At 70.9% G+C, this 19,725-nt stretch carries 20 protein-coding genes; 7 read left to right on the top strand and 13 right to left on the bottom strand.

The annotated features are described in order from the left end of the window. Positions 1-15: 15 nt before the first annotated feature. Positions 16-1,185: a cytochrome P450 gene (locus tag AC0T5L_RS22125; RefSeq protein WP_476167387.1), complete on the top strand. Its 1,170-nt coding sequence runs from the start codon at positions 16-18 to the stop codon at positions 1,183-1,185. A gap of 38 nt (positions 1,186-1,223) precedes the next feature. On the opposite strand, the gene AC0T5L_RS22130 is transcribed toward AC0T5L_RS22125, so the two are convergent. The 4 genes from AC0T5L_RS22130 to AC0T5L_RS22145 all read right to left on the bottom strand — a co-directional run bounded on the left by AC0T5L_RS22130 (position 1,224) and on the right by AC0T5L_RS22145 (position 4,007). Then, positions 1,224-2,234, bottom strand: coding sequence for a YihY/virulence factor BrkB family protein (locus AC0T5L_RS22130; RefSeq protein WP_476167388.1), 1,011 nt, complete (start codon positions 2,232-2,234; stop codon positions 1,224-1,226). Between the two features lie 133 nt (positions 2,235-2,367). Further along, entirely contained in the window at positions 2,368-2,943 is a 576-nt protein-coding gene (locus AC0T5L_RS22135; protein WP_476167389.1) for a DUF3618 domain-containing protein, read from the bottom strand. After that, positions 2,919-3,338, bottom strand: coding sequence for a phage holin family protein (locus tag AC0T5L_RS22140; protein WP_476167390.1), 420 nt, complete (start codon positions 3,336-3,338; stop codon positions 2,919-2,921). The genes AC0T5L_RS22135 and AC0T5L_RS22140 overlap by 25 nt, the downstream gene beginning before the upstream one ends. An 84-nt stretch (positions 3,339-3,422) precedes the next feature. After that, positions 3,423-4,007 (bottom strand): hypothetical protein, encoded by a 585-nt coding sequence (locus AC0T5L_RS22145; RefSeq protein ID WP_476167391.1) that lies wholly within the window; start codon positions 4,005-4,007, stop codon positions 3,423-3,425. A 330-nt stretch (positions 4,008-4,337) separates the two neighbouring features. Here AC0T5L_RS22145 and AC0T5L_RS22150 point away from each other — a divergent pair, with 330 nt between their 5' ends. After that, positions 4,338-5,417, top strand: coding sequence for an RNA ligase (ATP) (locus AC0T5L_RS22150; RefSeq protein ID WP_476167392.1), 1,080 nt, complete (start codon positions 4,338-4,340; stop codon positions 5,415-5,417). A 56-nt stretch (positions 5,418-5,473) separates the two neighbouring features. Here the strand turns inward: AC0T5L_RS22150 and AC0T5L_RS22155 are convergent, their stop codons facing one another. After that, on the bottom strand, positions 5,474-7,063 hold the full coding sequence (locus AC0T5L_RS22155; protein WP_476167393.1) for a sodium:solute symporter family transporter: 1,590 nt from the start codon (positions 7,061-7,063) through the stop codon (positions 5,474-5,476). 218 nt (positions 7,064-7,281) lie between these two features. Next, positions 7,282-7,626, bottom strand: coding sequence for a UBP-type zinc finger domain-containing protein (locus AC0T5L_RS22160; RefSeq protein ID WP_476167394.1), 345 nt, complete (start codon positions 7,624-7,626; stop codon positions 7,282-7,284). A gap of 145 nt (positions 7,627-7,771) precedes the next feature. Here AC0T5L_RS22160 and AC0T5L_RS22165 point away from each other — a divergent pair, with 145 nt between their 5' ends. Together AC0T5L_RS22165 and argG are read left to right on the top strand one after the other, a co-directional pair. After that, positions 7,772-8,539 carry an enoyl-CoA hydratase/isomerase family protein gene (locus tag AC0T5L_RS22165; protein ID WP_476167395.1) on the top strand — a complete coding sequence of 256 codons (768 nt, stop codon included), beginning with the start codon at positions 7,772-7,774 and terminating at the stop codon, positions 8,537-8,539. 690 nt (positions 8,540-9,229) lie between these two features. After that, entirely contained in the window at positions 9,230-10,687 is a 1,458-nt protein-coding gene (gene argG / locus AC0T5L_RS22170) for an argininosuccinate synthase (RefSeq protein WP_476167449.1), read from the top strand. Between the two features lie 372 nt (positions 10,688-11,059). Here argG and AC0T5L_RS22175 read toward each other — a convergent pair whose 3' ends face one another. The 4 genes from AC0T5L_RS22175 to AC0T5L_RS22190 form a co-directional block, all read right to left on the bottom strand. Further along, the gene (locus AC0T5L_RS22175; protein ID WP_476167396.1) at positions 11,060-12,559 is read right to left on the bottom strand and encodes a sodium:solute symporter family protein; all 1,500 of its coding nucleotides are present in this window, start codon (positions 12,557-12,559) and stop codon (positions 11,060-11,062) included. 309 nt (positions 12,560-12,868) lie between these two features. Next, on the bottom strand, positions 12,869-13,249 hold the full coding sequence (locus tag AC0T5L_RS22180) for a RidA family protein (RefSeq protein WP_476167397.1): 381 nt from the start codon (positions 13,247-13,249) through the stop codon (positions 12,869-12,871). A gap of 42 nt (positions 13,250-13,291) precedes the next feature. Continuing rightward, the gene (locus AC0T5L_RS22185; RefSeq protein WP_476167398.1) at positions 13,292-14,605 is read right to left on the bottom strand and encodes an alanine racemase; all 1,314 of its coding nucleotides are present in this window, start codon (positions 14,603-14,605) and stop codon (positions 13,292-13,294) included. Next, positions 14,599-15,876 (bottom strand): amidohydrolase family protein, encoded by a 1,278-nt coding sequence (locus AC0T5L_RS22190; protein ID WP_476167450.1) that lies wholly within the window; start codon positions 15,874-15,876, stop codon positions 14,599-14,601. The genes AC0T5L_RS22185 and AC0T5L_RS22190 overlap by 7 nt, the downstream gene beginning before the upstream one ends. A gap of 135 nt (positions 15,877-16,011) precedes the next feature. Between AC0T5L_RS22190 and AC0T5L_RS22195 the strand changes: the two genes are divergently transcribed. The 3 genes from AC0T5L_RS22195 to AC0T5L_RS22205 are packed head-to-tail and all read left to right on the top strand — an operon-like array spanning position 16,012 to position 18,421. Next, complete coding sequence (locus AC0T5L_RS22195; RefSeq protein WP_476167399.1) at positions 16,012-17,007, top strand: sugar kinase; 996 nt, start codon at positions 16,012-16,014, stop codon at positions 17,005-17,007. Between the two features lie 23 nt (positions 17,008-17,030). After that, the gene (locus AC0T5L_RS22200; protein WP_476167400.1) at positions 17,031-17,777 is read left to right on the top strand and encodes an IclR family transcriptional regulator; all 747 of its coding nucleotides are present in this window, start codon (positions 17,031-17,033) and stop codon (positions 17,775-17,777) included. Further along, positions 17,762-18,421, top strand: coding sequence for a bifunctional 4-hydroxy-2-oxoglutarate aldolase/2-dehydro-3-deoxy-phosphogluconate aldolase (locus tag AC0T5L_RS22205; protein ID WP_476167401.1), 660 nt, complete (start codon positions 17,762-17,764; stop codon positions 18,419-18,421). Before AC0T5L_RS22200 ends, AC0T5L_RS22205 begins: the two co-directional genes overlap by 16 nt. An 18-nt stretch (positions 18,422-18,439) precedes the next feature. Here AC0T5L_RS22205 and AC0T5L_RS22210 read toward each other — a convergent pair whose 3' ends face one another. The 3 genes from AC0T5L_RS22210 to AC0T5L_RS22220 all read right to left on the bottom strand — a co-directional run bounded on the left by AC0T5L_RS22210 (position 18,440) and on the right by AC0T5L_RS22220 (position 19,627). Next, entirely contained in the window at positions 18,440-18,784 is a 345-nt protein-coding gene (locus tag AC0T5L_RS22210) for a hypothetical protein (RefSeq protein WP_476167402.1), read from the bottom strand. 180 nt (positions 18,785-18,964) lie between these two features. Continuing rightward, on the bottom strand, positions 18,965-19,318 hold the full coding sequence (locus AC0T5L_RS22215) for a hypothetical protein (RefSeq protein ID WP_476167403.1): 354 nt from the start codon (positions 19,316-19,318) through the stop codon (positions 18,965-18,967). Positions 19,319-19,354: 36 nt separating this feature from the next. Next, complete coding sequence (locus tag AC0T5L_RS22220; RefSeq protein WP_476167404.1) at positions 19,355-19,627, bottom strand: glycoside hydrolase family 11 protein; 273 nt, start codon at positions 19,625-19,627, stop codon at positions 19,355-19,357. Between the last annotated feature and the right edge of the window lie 98 nt (positions 19,628-19,725).

A 19,725-nucleotide genomic window follows, 5' to 3' on the forward strand; every position in this document is an offset into this window, starting at 1 on the left:
CAAGTGGAGTCCGCCATGCTGCCCCGACTGCCCTTCGACCAGCCCGATCCGCTGGCGTTCCCGCCGCTGCTGCGCCAGCTGGCCCCGGAAGGCCCCGTGCACAGGATCCGCACCCGGGTGGGGGACGAGGCCTGGCTCGTCACCGGCTACGAGGAGGTGCGCTCCCTGCTCGCCGACGACCGTCTGGGCCGCTCACACCCCGAGCCCGCCCGGGCCGCACGTGCGGGGGAGTCCGCCCTGTTCGGAGGACCCCTGGGTGACTACGACACCGAGAAGACCGACCACGCCCGGATGCGCTCGCTCCTACAGCCCCACTTCACACCGCGCCGCATGCGCGCACTCGCCTCACGTGTGGAGGAGTTGACCACCGCCCTGCTGGACGAACTGGAGCGGCGGCCGCGACCGGCCGATCTCCACTCCGAGCTCGCCGTGCCGCTGCCGATCCTGGTCATCTGCGAACTGCTCGGCATCCCCTACTCCGACCGCGACCGCTTCCGCGCCTGGACACGCGACGCCGCCGACGTCACCGACCGCCCCCGCTCCGAGCAGGGGCTGGGCGAGCTGTTCTCCTACGGCCTGGACCTGGTGGCCCGCAAACGTCAGCAGCCGGAAGCCGACGTGCTCTCACGGCTGGTGGAGAACCCGGACGTGGGCGACGAGGAGGCCGCCATGCTCGCCATGTCCCTGCTCTTCGCCGGGCACGAGACCTCCGTCGTGCGGATCGGCATGGGGGCGCTGTGCCTGCTCATCGAACCCGACCGCTACCAGGCCCTGGTCCGCGATCCCGAACTGGTACCCGCCGCGGTCGAGGAGACCCTTCGCCTGCCGAGCAGCGGGACCGGTGGGATCCCCCGCTACGCCCATACCGACATCGAGGTCGCCGGTGCCACCGTCCGGGCCGGGGACCTGGTCATGTGCGACATCGGAGCCGCCAACCACGACCCCGAGGCCTTCGCCGGCCCCGACCGCTTCGAGGCCGCCCGAACCGGCCCCTCCCACCTCGCCTTCGGACACGGCGCGCGCTACTGCATCGGCGCGCCCCTCGCCCGGATCGAACTGGGTGCCGTCCTGTCACAGCTCACGTCACGTTTTCCGACCCTGCGGCTCGCCACCGGGATGGACGAGCTGCGGGTACGGGGGCAGGTGCTCACCGGAGGCCTGTACGACCTTCCGGTGGAGTGGTAGTCCGAGCCGGGGCGGGCTCCCGGTCCGGCTGAGGGCCGTCATTCCCGCTGCTGTTCCCCTTGCTTCGCCTCGGACCGCCCGTGCTTCTTCTTGGGCTGGTCGCGCAGCTCCACGTAGGGCTCCTCGTTCTCGGGCTGCCCCGCGGAGACGGCTCGTCCGCGTTCGAGCTCGGAGTTGAACTCCTCGCCGAGCAGGATCGCGATATTGCTGATCCACAACCACACGAGGAAGATGACCACAGTCGCCATGCTGCCGTAGGTCCTGCTGTAGGAGGCGAAGTTGGCGATGTAGACGGCGAAGGCGGCCGAGGCGAGAAGCCAGAGCACGACCGCCAGCACACTGCCCGGACTGATCCAGTGGAACCCGCGCTTGGCGTTGGGCGAGGCCCAGTACAGAAGCGCGATCATGAACACCACGATGAGCAGCACCACCGGCCACTTGGCGATGCTCCACACCGTCACCACGGTCGGTCCGAGGCCCAACAGGTCGCCGACCCACTCCGCGAGGCTGCCCGTGACGGTGACGGCCACCACCGTCACGGTCAACAGGACGACTATCAGCAGGGTGACGCCGACCCGGATCGGCAGCGTCTTCCAGATCGGCCGCCCCTCGGGGACGTCGTAGACGACGTTGGAGGCGCGCATGAAGGCCGCGATGTAGCCGGAGGCCGACCACAACGCGACGAGCAGGCTGATCAGGCCGAACACGCCGGCCGCGGCCCGGTTGCTCTGCAGGTTCTCGATGGCCGTCGTCACGAGTTCGCCCACCTGGGCGGGCATGGCCCCGGAGATGTTCTGGGTCAGGGTCTGTGTCGCCGCGGGCCCGGCCAGGCCGAGCAGGGACACCAGAACCAGGATCGCGGGAAAGACGGACAGGATCGCGTAGTAGGTGAGGCCGGCGGCGAGGTCGCTCAGACCGTCGTCGCTGAACTCGCGGAAGGTCCGGCGCAGGGACGCCCCCCACGAGGACGCCGACATGTCGGTCGGTGTCTGGGCCTCCTCCCCTGAGGAAGGGCTGTTGCCCGCATCCGGAGAGTGACGTTCAGCCATCGACTGCTCCTTCTCTCACTCGCCCCGCCGACCCGGCCCCGGGCCGGGCGGAGAACAGGGGCCCTTCACACAGTCCGGTCCGGCACCGCCGACGTGTCGGCGGTGCCGAACGAACACGGACCTTCCTGCCCCGCTAGGAACCGCGCATCTCGTCGGCCGCGGACTTCGCCTTGTGCTGGGCGTGCTCGCCGGTGGCCTGCGTGGCCTCCGAAGCACTGCCCTTCAGGTGCTCCCCGGCGGCCTGCGCGGACTCCGTCGCCTGGTCCTTCACGTGGCTGGCGGACTCCGCCACCGCCTGCCGGGCCGGTTCGATCGCCGGACCGGCGCGTTCACCCACCCGCTGGGCCGCACGCTGCTCCGCACGGCTCTCGGAGAGGACCGAGGCGGCCAGGAGTCCGGCCCCGAAGGCGATCAGTCCCGCGGCGACGGGGTTGCCCTGGGTCTGCCGCGCGGCCTGCTCCGGCACGGACCTGGCCAGGCCGCTCGCCTGGTCGGCGGTGTGCCGGATCCTCCCGGTCGCCTCCTCCGACGACGGGGCCGTGCCCATGACCCGGTCTTTCAGCTCCCGGGTCCCGTGCCGGATCCGCCGGGTGCGCCGCTCCACGATGTTGCGCGGGTCGGCCCGGTCGGCCAGGCGGTCGGTGTCATGGGTCAGTTCGGAGCGGGTCCGCTCGATGTCCTGCCTTATCTGGTCGGGTGTTTCGCCCATTGCGCGTCCTCCTTGAGGGTCTCGATGGTGCGTTCCGGTTTGGGAGAGACCTCGCGCATCCGGTTGCGGCCCACGATGAACAGGACCGCGCCGACGATCGCCCACAGCACCGCCACGACCAGCGCGGCCCAGCCCAGGCCGATGAGCTCCGCCAGGCCGAACATGAGGGCGAGGCTGGCCATCAGCACCGCCAGGTAACCGGCTATCGCCGCCCCGCTGAGCAGGCCCGCGGCCTTGCCGCTCTTGCCCGCCTCCTCGCGGATCTCCGCCTTGGCCAGTGCGATCTCCTGCCGGAACAGAGCCTGCAAGTCGCCGGTCACCTCACCGAGGAGATCGGAGAACGACCGGTCCTCTCCGGCCCCGCCCCTTCCCGGGGGCGTTTCGGGGGTCGCCATGTCAGCTCCCTTCAGAGAGTCCGCCCCGGCCGGCCCCGGCCCCGCTGTCAGCGGACCGGAACCCTCCCGCCGGGGTGCGACGGGCTACTGGAACGGTGGTACCGACTTACCGGAGTCGGTCTCGCTCTGCCGCGGCATCGGCGGCCCAGCCTGCTCACCGGTGGAGACCGCCTCGTGCCGACCAGTGTCGTTCGCCTGGTCGGTGACGGAGGACGACGCCTTGAGGACGCGTCCGAGCGCGAATCCGGCCACCGCCGCACCGGCCAGGAAGGCCATCGGCCTGCGCTGCGCGAACCTCCTGGTCTCCTCGACCAGGCCGTCCATCCCCCGGTCGTCCAGGAAGTCGGCGGTTCCCCGGCCGCTCTGCGCGACCTGCCGCACGACATCGCGTACAGGGGACTGCGGGTTGCCCTGGTCCGCCATGGACGACAGCTCCTCGGACCACTGGCGCAGGTTCTGCGAAGTGCGCCGAGTCTGCTCCTGGGCCTCCTCCCGAAGCCGGGACTGGACGTCGTCCGTGACGTGTCCGACCTCCGAGCGAGCCTCGTCAGCGAGTGATCGCGCCTGTTCTCCGGCCACGGACGAGACTTCGCTCGCCGCGTCGCGAGCGGTCCCGGCCATGCGGTCACCCTTGTTCCCGAGCTCGCCTGTTCCTTCTTGCGAGTGCATCACCAAGCCTCCTTGGAGTCGGGCCGTTACCCGGTTGCGACCGCGCCTACCCCAGAACCTCACGGCCATACACGCTGGAGCGGTGCGTTGTGCGGATGAGCTGCGCCGAAGGAGGAGAACGGTGGACACCGGTGTCCGCGGAGCCGAAACACCAGCCTCTTCCACGGGCCGGGACCGTTCACCGGGAACCAGGGGCGGAAAAGGCGTCCGCGCGCTGGCCGTTCGCATCCCGGCCCCCGTTAAATGCGTTGTCGGCTCGTCGGGGACTCGCCATAGTGAGCCGGTGCCGGAAAACCGTCCGGAGTCACTTCCCACATGTGGAGGAACACCATGTCCACCCTCCGGGTCACCGCTGAGCGGCTCACGATCCATCCGCACCCCGACGCCGACGCGTTGGAGCTGGCACAGGTCGGACTGTTCCGCGCGGTCGTGGCCAAGGGAGCCTTCCGAACCGGCGACTGGGCCGTCTACGTCCCCGAGGGCGCGCTGCTGCCCGACGGCCTCATCGACGAACTCGGACTGACGGGCAGGCTCGCGGGCTCACGGGGCAACCGGGTGGGTGCCGTCCGGCTGCGCGGGGAGCTGTCGCAGGGCATCGTCTGCCGACCGAAGCAGTTGGCCGACCGCGACCTGGCGGCGGCGCACGACGCCGGCACCGACTTCTCGGCGGAGCTCGGCATCACCAAGTGGGTGCCGAAGGTTCCGCTGCACATGAGCGGCGAGCTCGTCGAGGCGCCGGACCTGCTGCGGTGGATCGAGGTGGAGAACATCAAGCGCCACCCCGACGTCTTCACGTTGGCGGAGCCGGTCGTGGCGACGGAGAAGATGCACGGCACGGCATGTCTGTTCACCCTGCTCACCGGGACGGGGAAGGAGTTCGTCTCGTCCAAGGGCTACGGGGCGCGGCGCCAGGCCCTGGTGTTCGCGGAGGACAGCCTGTACTGGCGTGCGGTGAAGGCCCACGGGGTTCCGGAGGCCGCGCGCAAGGTGGCGGAACGGTTCGGTGCGGCCCGGGCCGGTGTGTTCGGCGAGGTGTTCGGCTCGGGTGTGCAGGACCTGGGGTACGGCGAGACCGGCCGCAGCGCACGCCCCGGTTACGCGGTGTTCGACCTCGCCCTGGACGTCGACGGAACCGTCACCTGGATCGACGCCGTGGACCTGCCCGGCCTCCTGGCGGAGGTGGGACTGCCGGCGGTGCCGGAGCTCTACCACGGCCCCTACGACGAGGCCGAGCTGCTCGAAGCGGCGCGGGGAGAGGAGACCTGGAGCGGTGGCGCCCTGCACATGCGGGAGGGCATCGTGATCCGGCCTGCGCACGAGCGGTACTCCGGGGTCCTGCGCGGACGCGCGATCGCGAAGCTCGTGTCGGACACCTACCTCACGCGCAGGGGCGGCACGGAGTACGAGTGAGGCCCCCTCGGGGGAGGAGGGGTAGCCGAGGTATGGGCCGGGGCGCTTTCGCCGGATCAGACGAGGGGCGCGACCGAGCAGACGGTGATCACGCCGAGCGCCAGTGCGAGCACGCGGTAGTTCTTGTACCACGGTGTGCCGACGAGGTCCTCGGACTCCTTGCGCCAGGTCCGCCGGCTCCAGGTGATCTCGGCGACCTTCTCCTCCGGCGGTGCCTCGGTCATCAGGGAGACGGTCACGAACACCGCCAGGCTCAGCGCGAGCATGATCCCCGTCGCGTACAGGAACTGCACGTCGAACACCCCGAAGACCTCACCGAGGAAGAACGCGAGCAGTCCGAACGGGACGACGGCCAGGGTCCACACACCCGCCGGAGTGGAGGCGCGCCTCCAGAACAGCCCGCCCAGGAGGACCACGACCAAGGGCATGGTCACATAGCCCAGGAACGACTGGAAGTAGGCCACGATGCCGGAGAAGGTCGTGATCACCGGTGCCCACAAGGACGCCAACAGCAGGAAGACGCCGACCAGGATCCGCCCGAGGGCCAGCAGCTGCCGGTCGGTGAACTCACGCTCGCGGGTCTTGACGAAGTCGTTGACCACGAGACTGGCGGCACCGTTGAGTACCGAGTCCAGCGTGGACATCAGAGCGAAGAGAAGCGCTGCGATGATGACACCGCGCAGGCCCACGGGAACGAAGTCGAAGATCAGGGCCGGCCACACCATGTCGCTGTTGGGAATCTCGTCGGCGTCGTAGACGCCGCGGCCCAGGACCCCGGGGAAGATGAGCAGGACCAGCACGGGCAGCTGCAACGCCCCGGCGAACAGCGCTCCCCACCGGCCGTGGTCGATGTTCTTGGCCGCCAGGACGCGCTGGACGACGATGTGGTTGGTCACCCACACGTAGAACGACAGCCAGATCGCACCGGTGAAGATGCCGGGCCAGGGCAGGAAGTCGTCGTCGGCCGGCGGTGCGACCGTGAACCCGCCCTCCGGTGCCAGTGAGGGCAGTACCGACCAGTCGAAGTCGAACTGGGCGAAGACGGTGACGAAGAGCGCGGCACCGGCGCTGAACAGCACCACGCCCTGGATGGTGTCGGTGACCATCACCGATTTCAGACCACCGACCAGCACGTACCCTCCGCCGAGCAGGGCGATGACCGCGATGTGCACCCCGAGCGGCACCTGGGGGAACAGCAGGGACAGCACCAGCGACCCCGCGAACATCGCCCCGGCGCTGTCGAGCATCATGGCCGTGACGACGGTGAACGCCGAGAAGGCGTAGCGGGCCCGGCGGTCGTAACGCAGTTCGAGGAACTCCGGCACCGTCGTGATCCTGGATTGCAGGTAGAAGGGCAGGATCAGCAGCGCGAACACGAGCAGCACGACCGTCGCGATCCACTCGAAGTTCCACACGGAGATGCCCGTCTCGAACCCGGCACCCGCCAGACCCAGGTACTGCGTGCCCCCGAACTGGGTCGCGTAGAGGGAGAACCCGACCACCGGCCAGACCATCGTGCGTCCGGCGAGGAAGTAGCTCTCGGCCCCCTTCTGCTTGCGTCCGACCCAGAGGGCGGTGCCCACGACCGCGGCCACGCTCACCACGACGGCCGCCATATCGATCGCGGTGAGCTGGAAGTCCGGCATGGCTGCCTCCTAACGGCGGTCCCGGCCCCCGTCGTCTCGATCCGTTCGCCCGACCGGCCCCCCGAGCGTTCGAGCCCGGCCCCTCTGGCGGAGAGGCCGGTGATGCGCCGACCGACGGGTGCCTTGCCCCGTTCGCGCAGTCGCTCGGTGTAGGCGGGTGTGACCGGGACGCCGGCCACGGTCGGCGACGGCGACCTTCTCCGATGTCCCTCGGCGCTCTACCCGTGGATGAGTTCCCGCCAGTTGTCCGGAACGCGGTCGGCCGGTGCGGGCACTGGCTGCTCCTCCGGCCGCGAGGCCGGCGGCGCCAGGTCCGGGCCACGGCCCGCCTGCTGGGAGCGGAAGTCGAAGAACCACGCCTCTCCGGGCTCGAAGCTCTGGATAACCGGATGCCCGGTGTCCTGGTGGTGGCGGGTCGCGTGCTGGTGGGGCGAGCTGTCGCAGCAACCCACGTGCCCGCAGGCCGCGCACCGGCGCAGGTGCACCCACCAGCCGTCGCCCGCGAGGCACTCCTGGCAGCCGGTGCCGCTGGGCGGTGCGGTCGGGTCGATCTCGTCGCTCATGGCGTCACGCTATCCAGCGGGGCCCCGCCGGACACGGACGACACCGCGTGTCCGGCGAGGTTCTGGGGGAGGGGGAGCGTCCGGGGACGGGAAGCGGCCCGATAACCTCGTCGCCGGTCACTCGAACGAACCTGGAAGGCGTCCCATGAGCGAGGAGCTCTCCGTCCGTGTCGACGGGCACGTCGGTGTCCTGGAGATCCACCGGCCGCCCAACAACCACTTCGACCACGACGCCCTCAGGGAACTCGCCGACACCGCCGAGGAGCTGGCCGGCTCCGGTGCCTGCCGCGCCCTCGTGCTGTGCTCGGAGGGTAGGAACTTCTGCGCCGGAATGGATTTCGCGGCGGGCGGGGTCGGCGGCTCCCCGGCCCGGACCCTCAGCGCCATCTACGGTGAGGGGCTGCGCCTGTTCTCCCTCCCGGTGCCCGTGATCGCCGCCGTCCAGGGCGTGGCGGTGGGCGGCGGCCTGGGCCTGGCCTGCGCGGCGGACTTCCGGGTGGCCGCGCCCTCCAGCCGCTTCCACGCCAACTTCGGACTCCTGGGCCTGCACCAGGGCTTCGGCCTGAGCGTGTCCCTGCCCGGGATCGTCGGCCGGCAGAGGGCCGCCGACATGCTCTACACCGCCCGCCGGGTGACCGGCACCGAGGCCCACGCCATCGGCCTGGCCGACCTGTTGGTGGAGGAGGGCGCCGTCCGGCAGGCGGCGGTGGACCACGCCCGCCGCATCGCCGCCTCCGCCCCGCTGGCGGTGCGCTCGATGAAGTCCACCCTCCGTGCCGACCTGCTCGCCGCGCTGCCCGCCGCCATGGAACGGGAGGTCGTCGAACAGGCCAGGCTGTTCGACACCAAGGACAACGAAGCCGGGATCGCCGCCTCCCTCGACCGCACCACGCCCACCTTCACCGGGGAGTAGGCGGGCGGCCGGACACCCGGGCCGCGTCGGGCGGACCCCGCGTCGGTGGCCCTCCGGTTGCAGCCGAACGCCGACGGGCCCGCCGGCCGCCGTGTGATCCTCGCCCGTCTGGAGGAGAGGAACTCCCGTATCCGGTTGCGCTGGTCCATGAGCACGAGGCTATGGCCCACGGCGGACGCCAGGGGGTTCTGCCAGTACCCGGAACACCAGAGACTCCCTCACCTGGTGCAACCGGGGTTTCCTGGGAACTGTCCGAAGACCGGTGGTTCCGTCCCGCGGGGCGCCGGGCGACCGGGCACAGCCACGACGGAGGAGGAAACCGATGCGCGCAGCTCTCTTGTACGGCGCCGGGGACGTGCGGGTGGGGGACGTGCCCGACCCGAGGATCCAGGAGCCCATCGACGCGGTCGTGCGCGTGGTGCGCTCCTGCGTGTGCGGCAGCGACCTGCGCCCCTGCCGCTCCGTGTCCCGCAGGCCAAGGGCACCCCGGTCAAGCTGCCCGTGGGTGAGGACTCGCAGCTGCTGACCCTGGCCGACGTCCTCGGCACCGGCCACCACGCCGTCGTCACGGCGGGCGTGAACGCGCGCACCACGGCCACCGAACCCGGCCGAACAGCCGCCCCGGCCGCCGCGGAACCCCTGCTCACACCCGATTTGAATTATAATTCATATTCGTGCATACTTATTTCCATGTCCAAGGTGCTCACCTCTCTGCCTGTCGGTGAACGTGTCGGGATCGCCTTCTCCGGAGGTCTCGACACCTCCGTGGCGGTCGCGTGGATGCGCGAGAAGGGCGCGATCCCGTGCACGTACACCGCTGATATCGGCCAGTACGACGAACCCGACATCGCATCGGTACCCGGCCGCGCCGGCGACTACGGCGCCGAGGTCGCCCGACTGGTCGACGGCCGCGCGGCCCTGGTCGAAGAGGGTTTCGCCGCCCTGGCCTGCGGCGCGTTCCACATCCGTTCCGGCGGCCGCGCCTACTTCAACACCACCCCTCTGGGGCGTGCCGTCACGGGCACCCTGCTGGTGCGCGCGATGCTCGAGGACGGCGTGCAGATCTGGGGCGACGGCTCCACCTTCAAGGGCAACGACATCGAGCGGTTCTACCGCTACGGTCTGCTCGCCAACCCCTCCCTGCGTGTCTACAAGCCCTGGCTGGACGCCGACTTCGTCAGCGAGCTCGGCGGCCGCAAGGAGATGTCGGAGTGGCTGACCGAACGCGGCCTGCCCTACCGGGACAGCGCGGAGAAGGCCTACTCCACCGACGCCAACATCTGGGGTGCGACACACGAGGCCAAGGCCCTCGAACACCTCGACACCGGCATCGAGATCGTCGACCCCATCATGGGCGTGCGGTTCTGGGACCCGGACGTGGACGTCCCCGCCGAGGACGTCACGATCGGCTTCGAGCAGGGGCGGCCGGTGACCATCAACGGCAAGAGCTTCCCCTCCGCCGTCGACCTGGTGCTGGAGGCCAACACCATCGGCGGTCGCCACGGCCTGGGCATGTCCGACCAGATCGAGAACCGCGTCATCGAGGCCAAGAGCCGGGGCATCTACGAGGCGCCGGGCATGGCGCTCCTGCACGTGGCCTACGAGCGGCTGGTCAACGCCATCCACAACGAGGACACCATCGCCAGCTACCACAGCGAGGGGCGGCGCCTCGGCAGGCTGATGTACGAGGGCCGTTGGCTGGAGCCCCAGGCCCTGATGCAGCGCGAGTCGTTGCAGCGCTGGGTGGGCATGGCGATCACCGGCGAGGTGACCCTGCGGCTTCGGCGCGGTGAGGACTACTCGATCCTGGACACGACCGGACCGGCGTTCAGCTACCACCCGGACAAGCTGTCCATGGAGCGGACGGAGGACTCCGCGTTCGGCCCGGTCGACCGCATCGGCCAGCTGACCATGCGCAACCTCGACATCGCCGACTCCCGCGCCAAGCTGGAGGAGTACGCCACGCTCGGCATGGTCGGCGACGGCTCCTCCTCGGCGTCGATCGGTGCGGCCCAGGCAGCCTCGACCGGGCTGATCGGCGCGATGCCCAAGGGTGGGGCCGACGCGATCGCCTCCCGCGGGGAGGGCCCCGACGAGGCGGACCTGGGTCTGCTCGACCACGCCGCCATCGAGACCGGCAACGACTAGACGTTCGGACACGGCACACGGTCCGCCCCGTCCGGCAGATCCGGACGGGGCGGACCGTTCTGTGTGTGACGTGCCGCGGCCCCGTGGGAGTGACGGGTCCGTCCCGGCCGATTTTCCCGGGGGACGGTGATGGCCGTGGCCGGGGAACGAGTGCGACACCCGCTCTTCGCGCGCTTCTACACCCGGATCGTCGGGGCGGTGGAGAAGGGCGGCATGGGTCGGCAGCGCGCCGCGCTGCTATCCGACATCCGGGGCGGGGCCGTCCACGATTTCCCCCACGCGGCCCGCCTGGTCCTTCGCGCGGCCCTGAGGGTCCACGGGCGCCCCCGCGTTCGACCGTCACGGCCGTGGGGCCGCGGCGGTCGGAGCTGGTCAGGCCGAGGGACGGTCCTCGGCCTCACCGGCGCGCAGTTCGGTTCCCACGTCGAGGGTGGCCCGTTCCTCGGCCAGCACACGCAGTGCCTCCTCCCCGGAGACCCGGTTGCGCGGCGTGACCAGGCTGACGGCCACCCCGGACAGCAGGGCCACGGCCAGGGACGGAATCACCGCGTTCCCCCAGAACTGCGTGTACGCCTCCACGTTGTTGACGACCAGGGCGGCCGCTGAGCCTCCCACCATCGCCGCGATTCCGCCCTGCCACGTGGCCCGGGGCCAGAACTTGCCGAGGAGCGACGCCACCAGCAGACCAGTGAGCACGGTGGAGATCATCAGGGTGATGTAGTCGATGATCGTGGTGGCGAGCAGCGAGAACGTCAGGGACAGCGCGAGTACCGCGACCAGGGCCAGCCGTGAGTAGAGCACCATGTTCTCCGTCTTGGGAAGCTTGCCGGTGACGATCTGGGAGACGTCACGCAGCAGGATGGTGACACCCACGATGCCGTCGGAGTCCCCGGAGGACATCGTCGCCGACAACCCCGCCACCAGCAGGAACGCGCCCATCCACATGGGGAAGAGGGTGGTCGCCAGGTAGGGGAAGGCCATGTCGGGGTTCTCCAGGCCGGGTTCCAGGGCCATGGTGGACATCCCGGCGACGGCGGGCAGCACGGAGAAGGCGGCGAAGAGCGTCCCGGCGATCAGGAAGCTGCGCTTGACGGTCCGGACGTTGGCGGCGGAGTAGATCCGCTGCCGGTAGGACGGGGTGGCCAGCACCCCCACGGCGATGACCAGCGCGAGCGACAGGGCGGGCAGCGCACCCATCGCCTCGACCCCGAGCATGGAGGAGGCCTCCTCGGAGACCCCCTCGTTCACCCCGTCGAACCCGCCGACCCGCACCAGGGCGAGGACCGCGAGGACGGTGAAGCCGACGAACAGGAGCGTGCCCTGGATGGCGTCGGTGATGACCACCGCCAGGTAGCCGCCCACCACGGTGTACACACCGAAGCCCAGGGCGATGACCACCTTGGCCGTGTTCTCCTCCATCCCGGTGAGGAAGGACAGGTACATCGCCCCGCCCATGATGTGCGCGCCCAGCCATCCGACGGAGGCCATGAACAGCAGCACGGCCACCACACCCTTGACGGCTCGGCTGGCACCGTAGTAGTAGCTCATCTCCTCGGCGAAGGTCATGAAGCCGTGCCGGCGCACGTCGGCGAAGAGCCACAGGAGCAGGAAGACACCGGCCGCTCCGCCGATCCCGTACAGGGCGCCCGCCCACCCGTTCTGGTAGGCGAACCCGACCGCGCCCAGGCTGGACCCGGTGCCGACCAGGGTCGCCAGGGTGCTGCCCATCACAAGGGGGGTGCTGAGCTTGCGCCCGGCGAGCAGGAAGTCCTCGCCGCTGCGTGTGCGCCGGGCCACCCACCAGCTGATGCCGATCATGAGGACGACCGCGGCCAGGAGGGCCACCAGGTAGCCCATGTGTGTTTCGATCATGACACTTCTCCGAGGTGAGGGGGACGCGCACGTGGCGCCGCTGGGGAGGCGGGGACGACGGCTGGTGTGCTGGCCGCGGACGTCGCCGGTGTGAGGGGTGGGCCCGGCCCCGTTGCCCCCGTACTCGTAGTGGGTCTCGGCGCCGGGTCCGGTTGTGAGTACGGGGTCGGCCGCGAAGGACGGGGCGGTGCGCCTTCTCCGGTCACGGGGCCGGGCGGTGTCCCTTCGGGGGTCCGCTTCGCCCGGTCCCGTGTCCGGGTGCCCGGACACGGGGCCCCGGCAGCCGGGCAGGCGTGCCCCGAACGGGTGCTAGGGCGTGTACAGCACGGCGTCGACCTCGACGAGGAAGCCGGGCAGGTCCGCCTGGATGGTGGTACGCACCGGCGGCTCCTCGCCGAAGTACTCCGCGAACACCCCGTTCATCGCCTGGAAGTCGTCCAGGTCGCGCAGGTAGATTCTGGCCTGGACGGCGTCGGCCAGGCTCGCGCCGGCGGCCTCGGCCACGGCGGCGAGGTTGTCGAAGGTCGCCCGGGCCTGCTCGTCGAACGTCCCCTCCACCAGGGACCCGTCCGTGCGGTGCGGGGTCGCACCGGCCAGGTACACGAAGTCTCCGGCGACCACCGCCTGGGAGTAGGGGCCGCCTGGCGGGGCGGCGTTCGGGGTGGTGACGGTCCTCTTCTTCTTGCTCACATGCTCTCCTTCGGGAAACGGTCCGCCGGTTGGCCGGCGGGGTCAGAACAGGGGGCGCACGGCGTCCACGACCTGCCGGTCGGGGCCGAGAACGGGGATCAGTGACCACTTGTCGAACACCGTGCACGGGTGGGACAGGCCCAGTTCGACGATGTCGCCGACCCTGGGACTGTTCGGGCCCGAGCCGGTGACGTCGAGGAACCCGTGGTGGTCGCTGAGTTCGACGACGCGTACCTCCCCGTCCAGCGGAACGCGGTGCTCCCCGCGCAGGAGCGCGCGGGGCACGGGCAGGTCGATGTCGAAGGACACGTCGCGTTTGCCGACCCCCAGCAGCGCCCTGCCCTCTTCGGGGTGGGACAGCACCCGCGCGTAGCAGCTCAGAGCGGGCCGCAGGGGATCGTCGGTGGCGGAGGAGCGCAGCGGGGAGGTGCGTTCCATGAACAGGTCGTCGTGGGTGACGTAGCACCCGGCGCGGACGACACGACGGACGGGCACCGACAGGCCGGGAGGGTCGGACAGGGCGTCGACGACCAGGTCGGGGTAGCTGCTGCCGCCCGCGGTGACGATCGCCTCGGGCACCTCGTCGAAAAGCCCCTCGGCGTCCGCGCGTACGGTGAACTCGAGCAGCCGGTCCAACCAGACACGGACCCGGCCGGGGGAGTCGTCGTCCCGGCGCTGGGGGAAGACCCCCTCGAAGGCCTCGACCCCGGCCAGGACCAGCCCCGGGCTGTCGTGCACGAGCCGGGCCAGGCGCAGCGCCTCCTCCGTGTCCCGCACGCCGGCCCGGCGCCCGGGAACACCTAGCTCCACCAGCAGCGGGAGCGGTCGGGCCGCCTCGGCCAGGGCCGACTCCGCGAGACGTACGCCCTCAGCGGAGTCCACCAGGCACATGGGGTGGAAGCCCGGGTCGTCGAGTGCCTCGGCGAGCCATGCGAGCTGGTCGCCGTCCACGACCTCGTTGGCGATCAGCACACGCCTGGCCCCGAAGGAGCGCATGGTGCGTGCCTGCGCGACCGTCGCCGCGGTCAGTCCCCAGGCACCGCGTTCCAGCTGTGCCGACCACAGGTGCGGTGACATGGTGGTCTTGGCGTGCGGGGCCAGATCGACCCCCCGGTCGGCGCACCAGCGGGCGAAGCGGTCCAGGTTGTGCCGCAAGGCGGTCTCGTCCAGGGTGACGGCGGGAAGCCACAGGTCGCGCAGGCGCAGCCCGGCTCTGCGGACATCGGCGACCGAGGTGGGGCTGGTCGGCAGGGAGCGTGCGTTGACCGGGGCGGTGTCGAGCTCGGCCAACGGCGCGGCGGGCAGTCCCGCGCCGGCGATCGGTTCGGTGTTTCGGGGCGTGGTACCGGTCAACACGCACCTCCTGTGGTGGTTCGGTCCGGGCGTGGGAAGGGCTCGTCGAAGTCCTCCGGCCGGTCCAGGTGCCGTACGGAGGTCCGGACGCGCGCGCACCGGTCGCTCTCGGCCTGCCGCTGCGCGGTGCTGAGCGGTACCCAGGCCGGCGGGGGTTCCGCCGAGCGCGGGGGCAGCTGGCGGCCGGTGACGTAGGTCGCGGTGTTGACGAGCCGCAGAGGCGCCTCCCGTACGCCTCCGTGGACGTCCACAGTGGGGAAGGCTCCCCGTTCCGCCTCGAACACGGCCATGTCGGCCTCCGCGCCGACGGCCAGGGTCCCGGAGGACAGTCCGAGCGCGCGGGCGGGGCGCACGGTGACGGCTGCCACCGTGTCCGCCAGGCTCATGCCGGCGGCCAGGGCCTTGCCCATGACGGTCGGCAGGTCGAACGCCGGTCCGTACACCGAGCGGATGTGCAGGTCGGTGGAGACGACGGGTTCGATCCCGGCGGACAGTTCCGCTTCGAACACGTCGAAGTCGAAGGCGCCCGAACCGTGTCCCAGGTCGAAGACCACGCCCGCCTCGCGCAGGCGCAGGAGTGCGTCGGTGGGGCGTCCCCCGGAGATGAGGTCGGTGGCGACCCCGGTCGCGCAGTGGGTGAGGACGTCCCCCTCCCCCAGGAGCGGCGCGACGTCGGTGAGGCCGGGTGGACCGTAGCCGATGTGGACCATGAGCGGCTTGTCCAGGCGGTCGGCCAGCCGCCGCGCTCGGCGCAGGGGTTCCAGGCCGTGCTCGCCGACGGTGTGCCGGTCGATGCGCGCCTTGACGCCGCGGACCAGGTCCGAGTGCTCGGTGGCCACCGCTGTCGCGGTGTCCACGTCGAGGTTCTCCAGGACGTGGTGCTCTCCGGTACGGCCGACCAGGCCGGTGCCGGAGACGTTGATCATCGAGTGGATCCGCAGCGGCGAGGGATCGGCGACGGTGCGGCGCATGCCCGCCAGCGTGTAGGCGCCGGCTGAGCCGGCGTCGACCCAGGTCGTCACCCCGGTGCGCCAGGCCAGCGGCTCCGGGTCGAGTCCCCAGTAACCGGCGCCGTGTCCGAGGTGCGTGTGCATGTCCACGAGCCCCGGGAGCACCAGGCGGCCGGAGACGTCGACGGTCCGCGCCGCGCGGGAGCGGGGCAGGCCGGTGCCGACGGCGGCGACTCTCCCCGTCCTCACGGCGACATCGGCCGTCCCGTCGCGGCCCGAAGCCGGATCTATGACCCGGCCGCCATGGAGCAACAGGTCCCACACACCAACCATCCCCTTTAAGTGTTGCGCCATGCGCAGCAGTGTTGCTCTATTGCCATCAACTTGAATAGCATTCCCGAGTGGTACAGGTCAACAAGGTGAGTGACCCGGACAACGAACGAAAGAGCGTGGGTGGACATGCCGCAGCCTGCCGAGGACGGGACGAGCCCCTCCGGCACCAACTCCGCGCCGGATCCCCGGCGCCCCGACGCGGTGTGTGTCGGCGAGACGATGGGCCTGCTGGTCCCCGAGCCGCAGGTACCGGGGTCCTCGCCCCTCTTCCGCGCCGAGATCGGGGGCGCCGAGTCCAACGTCGCCGTGCACCTCGCCCGAGCCGGGCGGCGGGTGGTGTGGCACAGCGCTCTGGGCGAGGACCCCTTCGGCCACCGGATCCGGGAGGGGCTGGCCGCCTCGGGCGTGCACTGCTCCGTGCGCGTGTCCCCCGAAAGGCCCACAGGGCTGTACATGAAGCAGCCGGGCCCCGAGGGGACCCGCGTGCGCTACTGGCGCCGGGGGTCGGCCGCCTCCACCCTGAGCCGTGACGACGCCGCCCGAGTGCTGCGGCTCGACCCCCGGCTCGTCCACACCACGGGTATCACCGCGGCCCTGTCCGCGTCCGCGGACGGGCTCGTCGAGGAACTCCTGGACGGCGCCCCCGAGTCGACGCTGCGCAGCTTCGACGTGAACTACCGCCCCGCGCTGCACGGCCCCCACAACGCCGAGCGACTGCTGTACCTCGCCCGGCGGGCCGACATCGTCTTCTGCGGGATCGACGAGGCCCGCTCCCTATGGGGGGTCACCTCTCTCGGGCAGCTGCGCGACCTGCTCCACGGCCCGGAGTGGCTCGTCGCCAAGCAGGGTGCCGAAGGCGCTACCGCGTTTCACGAGGGCCGTTCCTGCTTCCAGATCGCACCGGACGTCGAGGTCGTCGAACCGGTCGGTGCCGGAGACGCCTTCGCCGCGGGGTTCCTCGACCGGGTACTGAGCGGGGCCCCGGTGCCGGAGTGCCTGGCCGAGGGCGCGGCGACGGCCGGGGTCGTGCTGGGAATCGACGGGGACATCCCACCACCGCGGACGAAGACCTCCGAGCCCTGGGAGACTGACCCGGGTCCCGCGCGGGGATCCGTCCGCTGACGTTTCGAGGAGAGAGGTGACAGGTGTCCAACAGCGTCGAACGCGCGATGCGGATCCTCGTGGAGCTGGCCGACGGCCCCACCACCATCAGTGAGCTTGGCCGGCGCCTCGACGTGCACCGCACGACCTCGCTACGCCTGCTGCGCACCCTGGAGGAACAGCGCTTCGTGCGCCGCACGGACGACGGCAGCTACCAGCTGGGCCCCCGCATGGCCACACTCGCCGCCGCGGCGCTGGAGGGCCTTGACATCCGGGGGCTCGCCGCCCGGCACCTCAGGGCCCTGGGCGCCTCCTGCGGACAGACCGTCCACCTGGGCGCGCTCGAGGGAAACCGGGTGGTGTACCTGGACAAGGTGGAGTCGCGCCATGCCGTGCGCATGTACTCCCACATCGGTGCGATGGCACCGCTGCACGCTACCGGCATCGGGAAGGCGGTCCTCGCCCACGTGTCAGAACGCGAACGCACCGACCTGCTCGGTGATCCGCCGTTCGCGCGGTTCACCCCCAACACCCGTACCGACCGGGCGGAACTCGACGAGGAGCTCGACCGCGTCGTACGACAGGGCTGGGCCCTGGACGACTTCGAGCACGAGGAGTTCATCCACTGCGTCGCCGCTCCGGTCCACGACGCGGCCGGACGGGTGACGACGGCGATCTCGGTCTCCGCCCCGAGCATGGTCCTCGACCGTCCCGGCCTTCTGGCCCTCACGGAGGACCTGCTCGCCACAGCACACGACATCAGCGAGGAGCTGGGATGGAGCCGACCTTGACCGGAACGTCCTCCGGCGCGGTACCCGGGCGCGTCATGGTCCACGACTGGGCGCGGTTCTTCGAGGACGGGCTGACCCCGGTGCCGCTGATGCTCATCCTGCGGGGCCTCGCCCCCGACGACGCGGCCGCCGCGGCCGGCTCGGCGTGGCGGGCCGGGGTACGGCTGGTGGAGGTCACCCAGGAGAGCGAGCGCGGAGCGTCTGCGCTGGACGCGGTCGTCCGTGCCGCCGGGGGCCGCTTCCCCGTGGGCGCCGGGACGATCACCACGCCTGGACGGCTGCGCCGCGCCGTGTCCGCCGGAGCCCGCTTCGGGGTGGCCCCCGGGCTCGACGCCGACACCGTCGCCGAGGCCGAGCGGTTGGGTGTGCCGTTCCTTCCGGGGGTGGCGACACCGACCGAGGTCGGCCAGGCGGAACGACTCGGCGTCACCACCGTCAAGGCGTTTCCCGCGAGCCTCCTGGGCCATGCCTGGGTCGCGGCCCTGGCCGGTCCCTTCCCGCGACTGCGTGTGGTGGCCACAGGAGGTGTCAGCACGGCGAACGCCCCCGACTTCCTGCGCGCGGGCGCCCTCGGCGTGGGTGTGGGCGGCGCGCTGGGATCCGGAGACGGCCTGCCCGAGTTCGCGCGATCCCTGCTCCGCTGATCCGCGGGCGGCCTCCGGTCACGGCCCGCCGGGGGCGCCACCGCGGGAGTCGTCCCCGTTGTGGGAACGGTTCCCCGTATGTATGTCCCGGACCTGGATGACGGTGCCGCCGGAGACGTCTCCGTTCACGGTGTTCACGACGTCGCGTTCACTCCCCGCGGCCGGGGGCGAGGACGCGGAGGTCGTGGCCCAGGCGATGACGGTGGCGATCAGCGCCAGCGCGGCGATGACGCCGCCGGCCCAGGACGCGGCCTCCCATCCGTCACGTGTGGTGGGACCTCCGCCGAACCACAGCCCGGCTACCAGTGCGGCCAGGACGGCCACGGCCGCGATACCGGCCCAGATCCACCTCGACTTGTTCATGCCATCGATTGTGGCGCGCGGACCTCGGCTGGGTAAGGGGTTCTGACGGAATCGGTCGTATACGGGCCGTGGGCTGTGCGGCGTACCCGGACCTGCCGGAGCGCGGGACCGGGGCGGCGGCGGACACCCGTGGTCGGGGCCGCCGCGCCCCAGGTGCGGCGTCTCTCGAATGTTGGGAGGTCAGTTCGCGCTACAGGAGACGGTCGGCCAGGTCCAGTTGCCGTTGTGATCGATCGTCACGCCCCAGTCGTTGCCGTTGCCGTTGGGCCTGGCGGTCAGTACCTGGGAGCTGGGGTAGCTGGCGCTGGTGTTCCACGTGGAGCTGACCCTCGCCGGGGACGGCACGTTCATCGTCACGGTCCAGCCGTTCGAGCCGCTGACCGATACGTTGAGGTTGTACCGGTCACTCCACTGCTGTCCCGCGGACGGGGTCGCGGTGCAGTCACCGCCGCCGGGGTTCCCGCCGCCGGAGGAGGAGCCCACCGTTATGTCGGAGTTCCCGCTGCTCTGGTATCCCTCCGTCGCGAGAATCATGTAGCCATGGCTTCCCATGTTCATTCCGGCACGGGCTCAGGCGTCGAAGTTCCCGGTGTTGCTCCATGAGGTGCTGTAGTTCCCACCAGACCCCAGTTCCATGGAGACCGACCCGGGGCTGTCGGTCCAGAAGGAGTAGAAGTAGCCGTCGTCGGTGCCGGTCTCGTTGGAGGTTATGGCCGCGTTGGCGGTGTGGGGCAGCATCGTCGTGGCCGTGGCCAGCGCTACCACGACGGCGCAGATACGGCCGATGAGCAAGCCTGGCGCGGTCGTGTACACGGCTCCTCGGATGCGCGGGGCGTTGTTCATGTGTGCTTCCTCCTCATGGGGGGCGGGGGTAGGAGGTGTGGTGCGGGCCGGCACGGCCAACCTCGGCACCCTTCGGGGCCTGCCCCAGTCCGTCGCGG

The sequence above is a fragment of the Nocardiopsis sp. TRM 82005 genome (assembly GCF_056312425.1).

What these genes read in the sequence shown, in the direction of transcription:
- AC0T5L_RS22125 (WP_476167387.1), top strand. Translation starts at nt 16, where the DNA reads ATGCTGCCCCGACTGCCCTTCGACCAGCCCGATCCGCTGGCGTTCCCG.
- AC0T5L_RS22130 (WP_476167388.1), bottom strand. Translation starts at nt 2,234, where the DNA reads ATGGCTGAACGTCACTCTCCGGATGCGGGCAACAGCCCTTCCTCAGGG.
- AC0T5L_RS22135 (WP_476167389.1), bottom strand. Translation starts at nt 2,943, where the DNA reads ATGGGCGAAACACCCGACCAGATAAGGCAGGACATCGAGCGGACCCGC.
- AC0T5L_RS22140 (WP_476167390.1), bottom strand. Translation starts at nt 3,338, where the DNA reads ATGGCGACCCCCGAAACGCCCCCGGGAAGGGGCGGGGCCGGAGAGGAC.
- AC0T5L_RS22145 (WP_476167391.1), bottom strand. Translation starts at nt 4,007, where the DNA reads ATGCACTCGCAAGAAGGAACAGGCGAGCTCGGGAACAAGGGTGACCGC.
- AC0T5L_RS22150 (WP_476167392.1), top strand. Translation starts at nt 4,338, where the DNA reads ATGTCCACCCTCCGGGTCACCGCTGAGCGGCTCACGATCCATCCGCAC.
- AC0T5L_RS22155 (WP_476167393.1), bottom strand. Translation starts at nt 7,063, where the DNA reads ATGCCGGACTTCCAGCTCACCGCGATCGATATGGCGGCCGTCGTGGTG.
- AC0T5L_RS22160 (WP_476167394.1), bottom strand. Translation starts at nt 7,626, where the DNA reads ATGAGCGACGAGATCGACCCGACCGCACCGCCCAGCGGCACCGGCTGC.
- AC0T5L_RS22165 (WP_476167395.1), top strand. Translation starts at nt 7,772, where the DNA reads ATGAGCGAGGAGCTCTCCGTCCGTGTCGACGGGCACGTCGGTGTCCTG.
- argG (WP_476167449.1), top strand. Translation starts at nt 9,230, where the DNA reads ATGTCCAAGGTGCTCACCTCTCTGCCTGTCGGTGAACGTGTCGGGATC.
- AC0T5L_RS22175 (WP_476167396.1), bottom strand. Translation starts at nt 12,559, where the DNA reads ATGATCGAAACACACATGGGCTACCTGGTGGCCCTCCTGGCCGCGGTC.
- AC0T5L_RS22195 (WP_476167399.1), top strand. Translation starts at nt 16,012, where the DNA reads ATGCCGCAGCCTGCCGAGGACGGGACGAGCCCCTCCGGCACCAACTCC.
- AC0T5L_RS22205 (WP_476167401.1), top strand. Translation starts at nt 17,762, where the DNA reads ATGGAGCCGACCTTGACCGGAACGTCCTCCGGCGCGGTACCCGGGCGC.
- AC0T5L_RS22210 (WP_476167402.1), bottom strand. Translation starts at nt 18,784, where the DNA reads ATGAACAAGTCGAGGTGGATCTGGGCCGGTATCGCGGCCGTGGCCGTC.
- AC0T5L_RS22215 (WP_476167403.1), bottom strand. Translation starts at nt 19,318, where the DNA reads ATGATTCTCGCGACGGAGGGATACCAGAGCAGCGGGAACTCCGACATA.
- AC0T5L_RS22220 (WP_476167404.1), bottom strand. Translation starts at nt 19,627, where the DNA reads ATGAACAACGCCCCGCGCATCCGAGGAGCCGTGTACACGACCGCGCCA.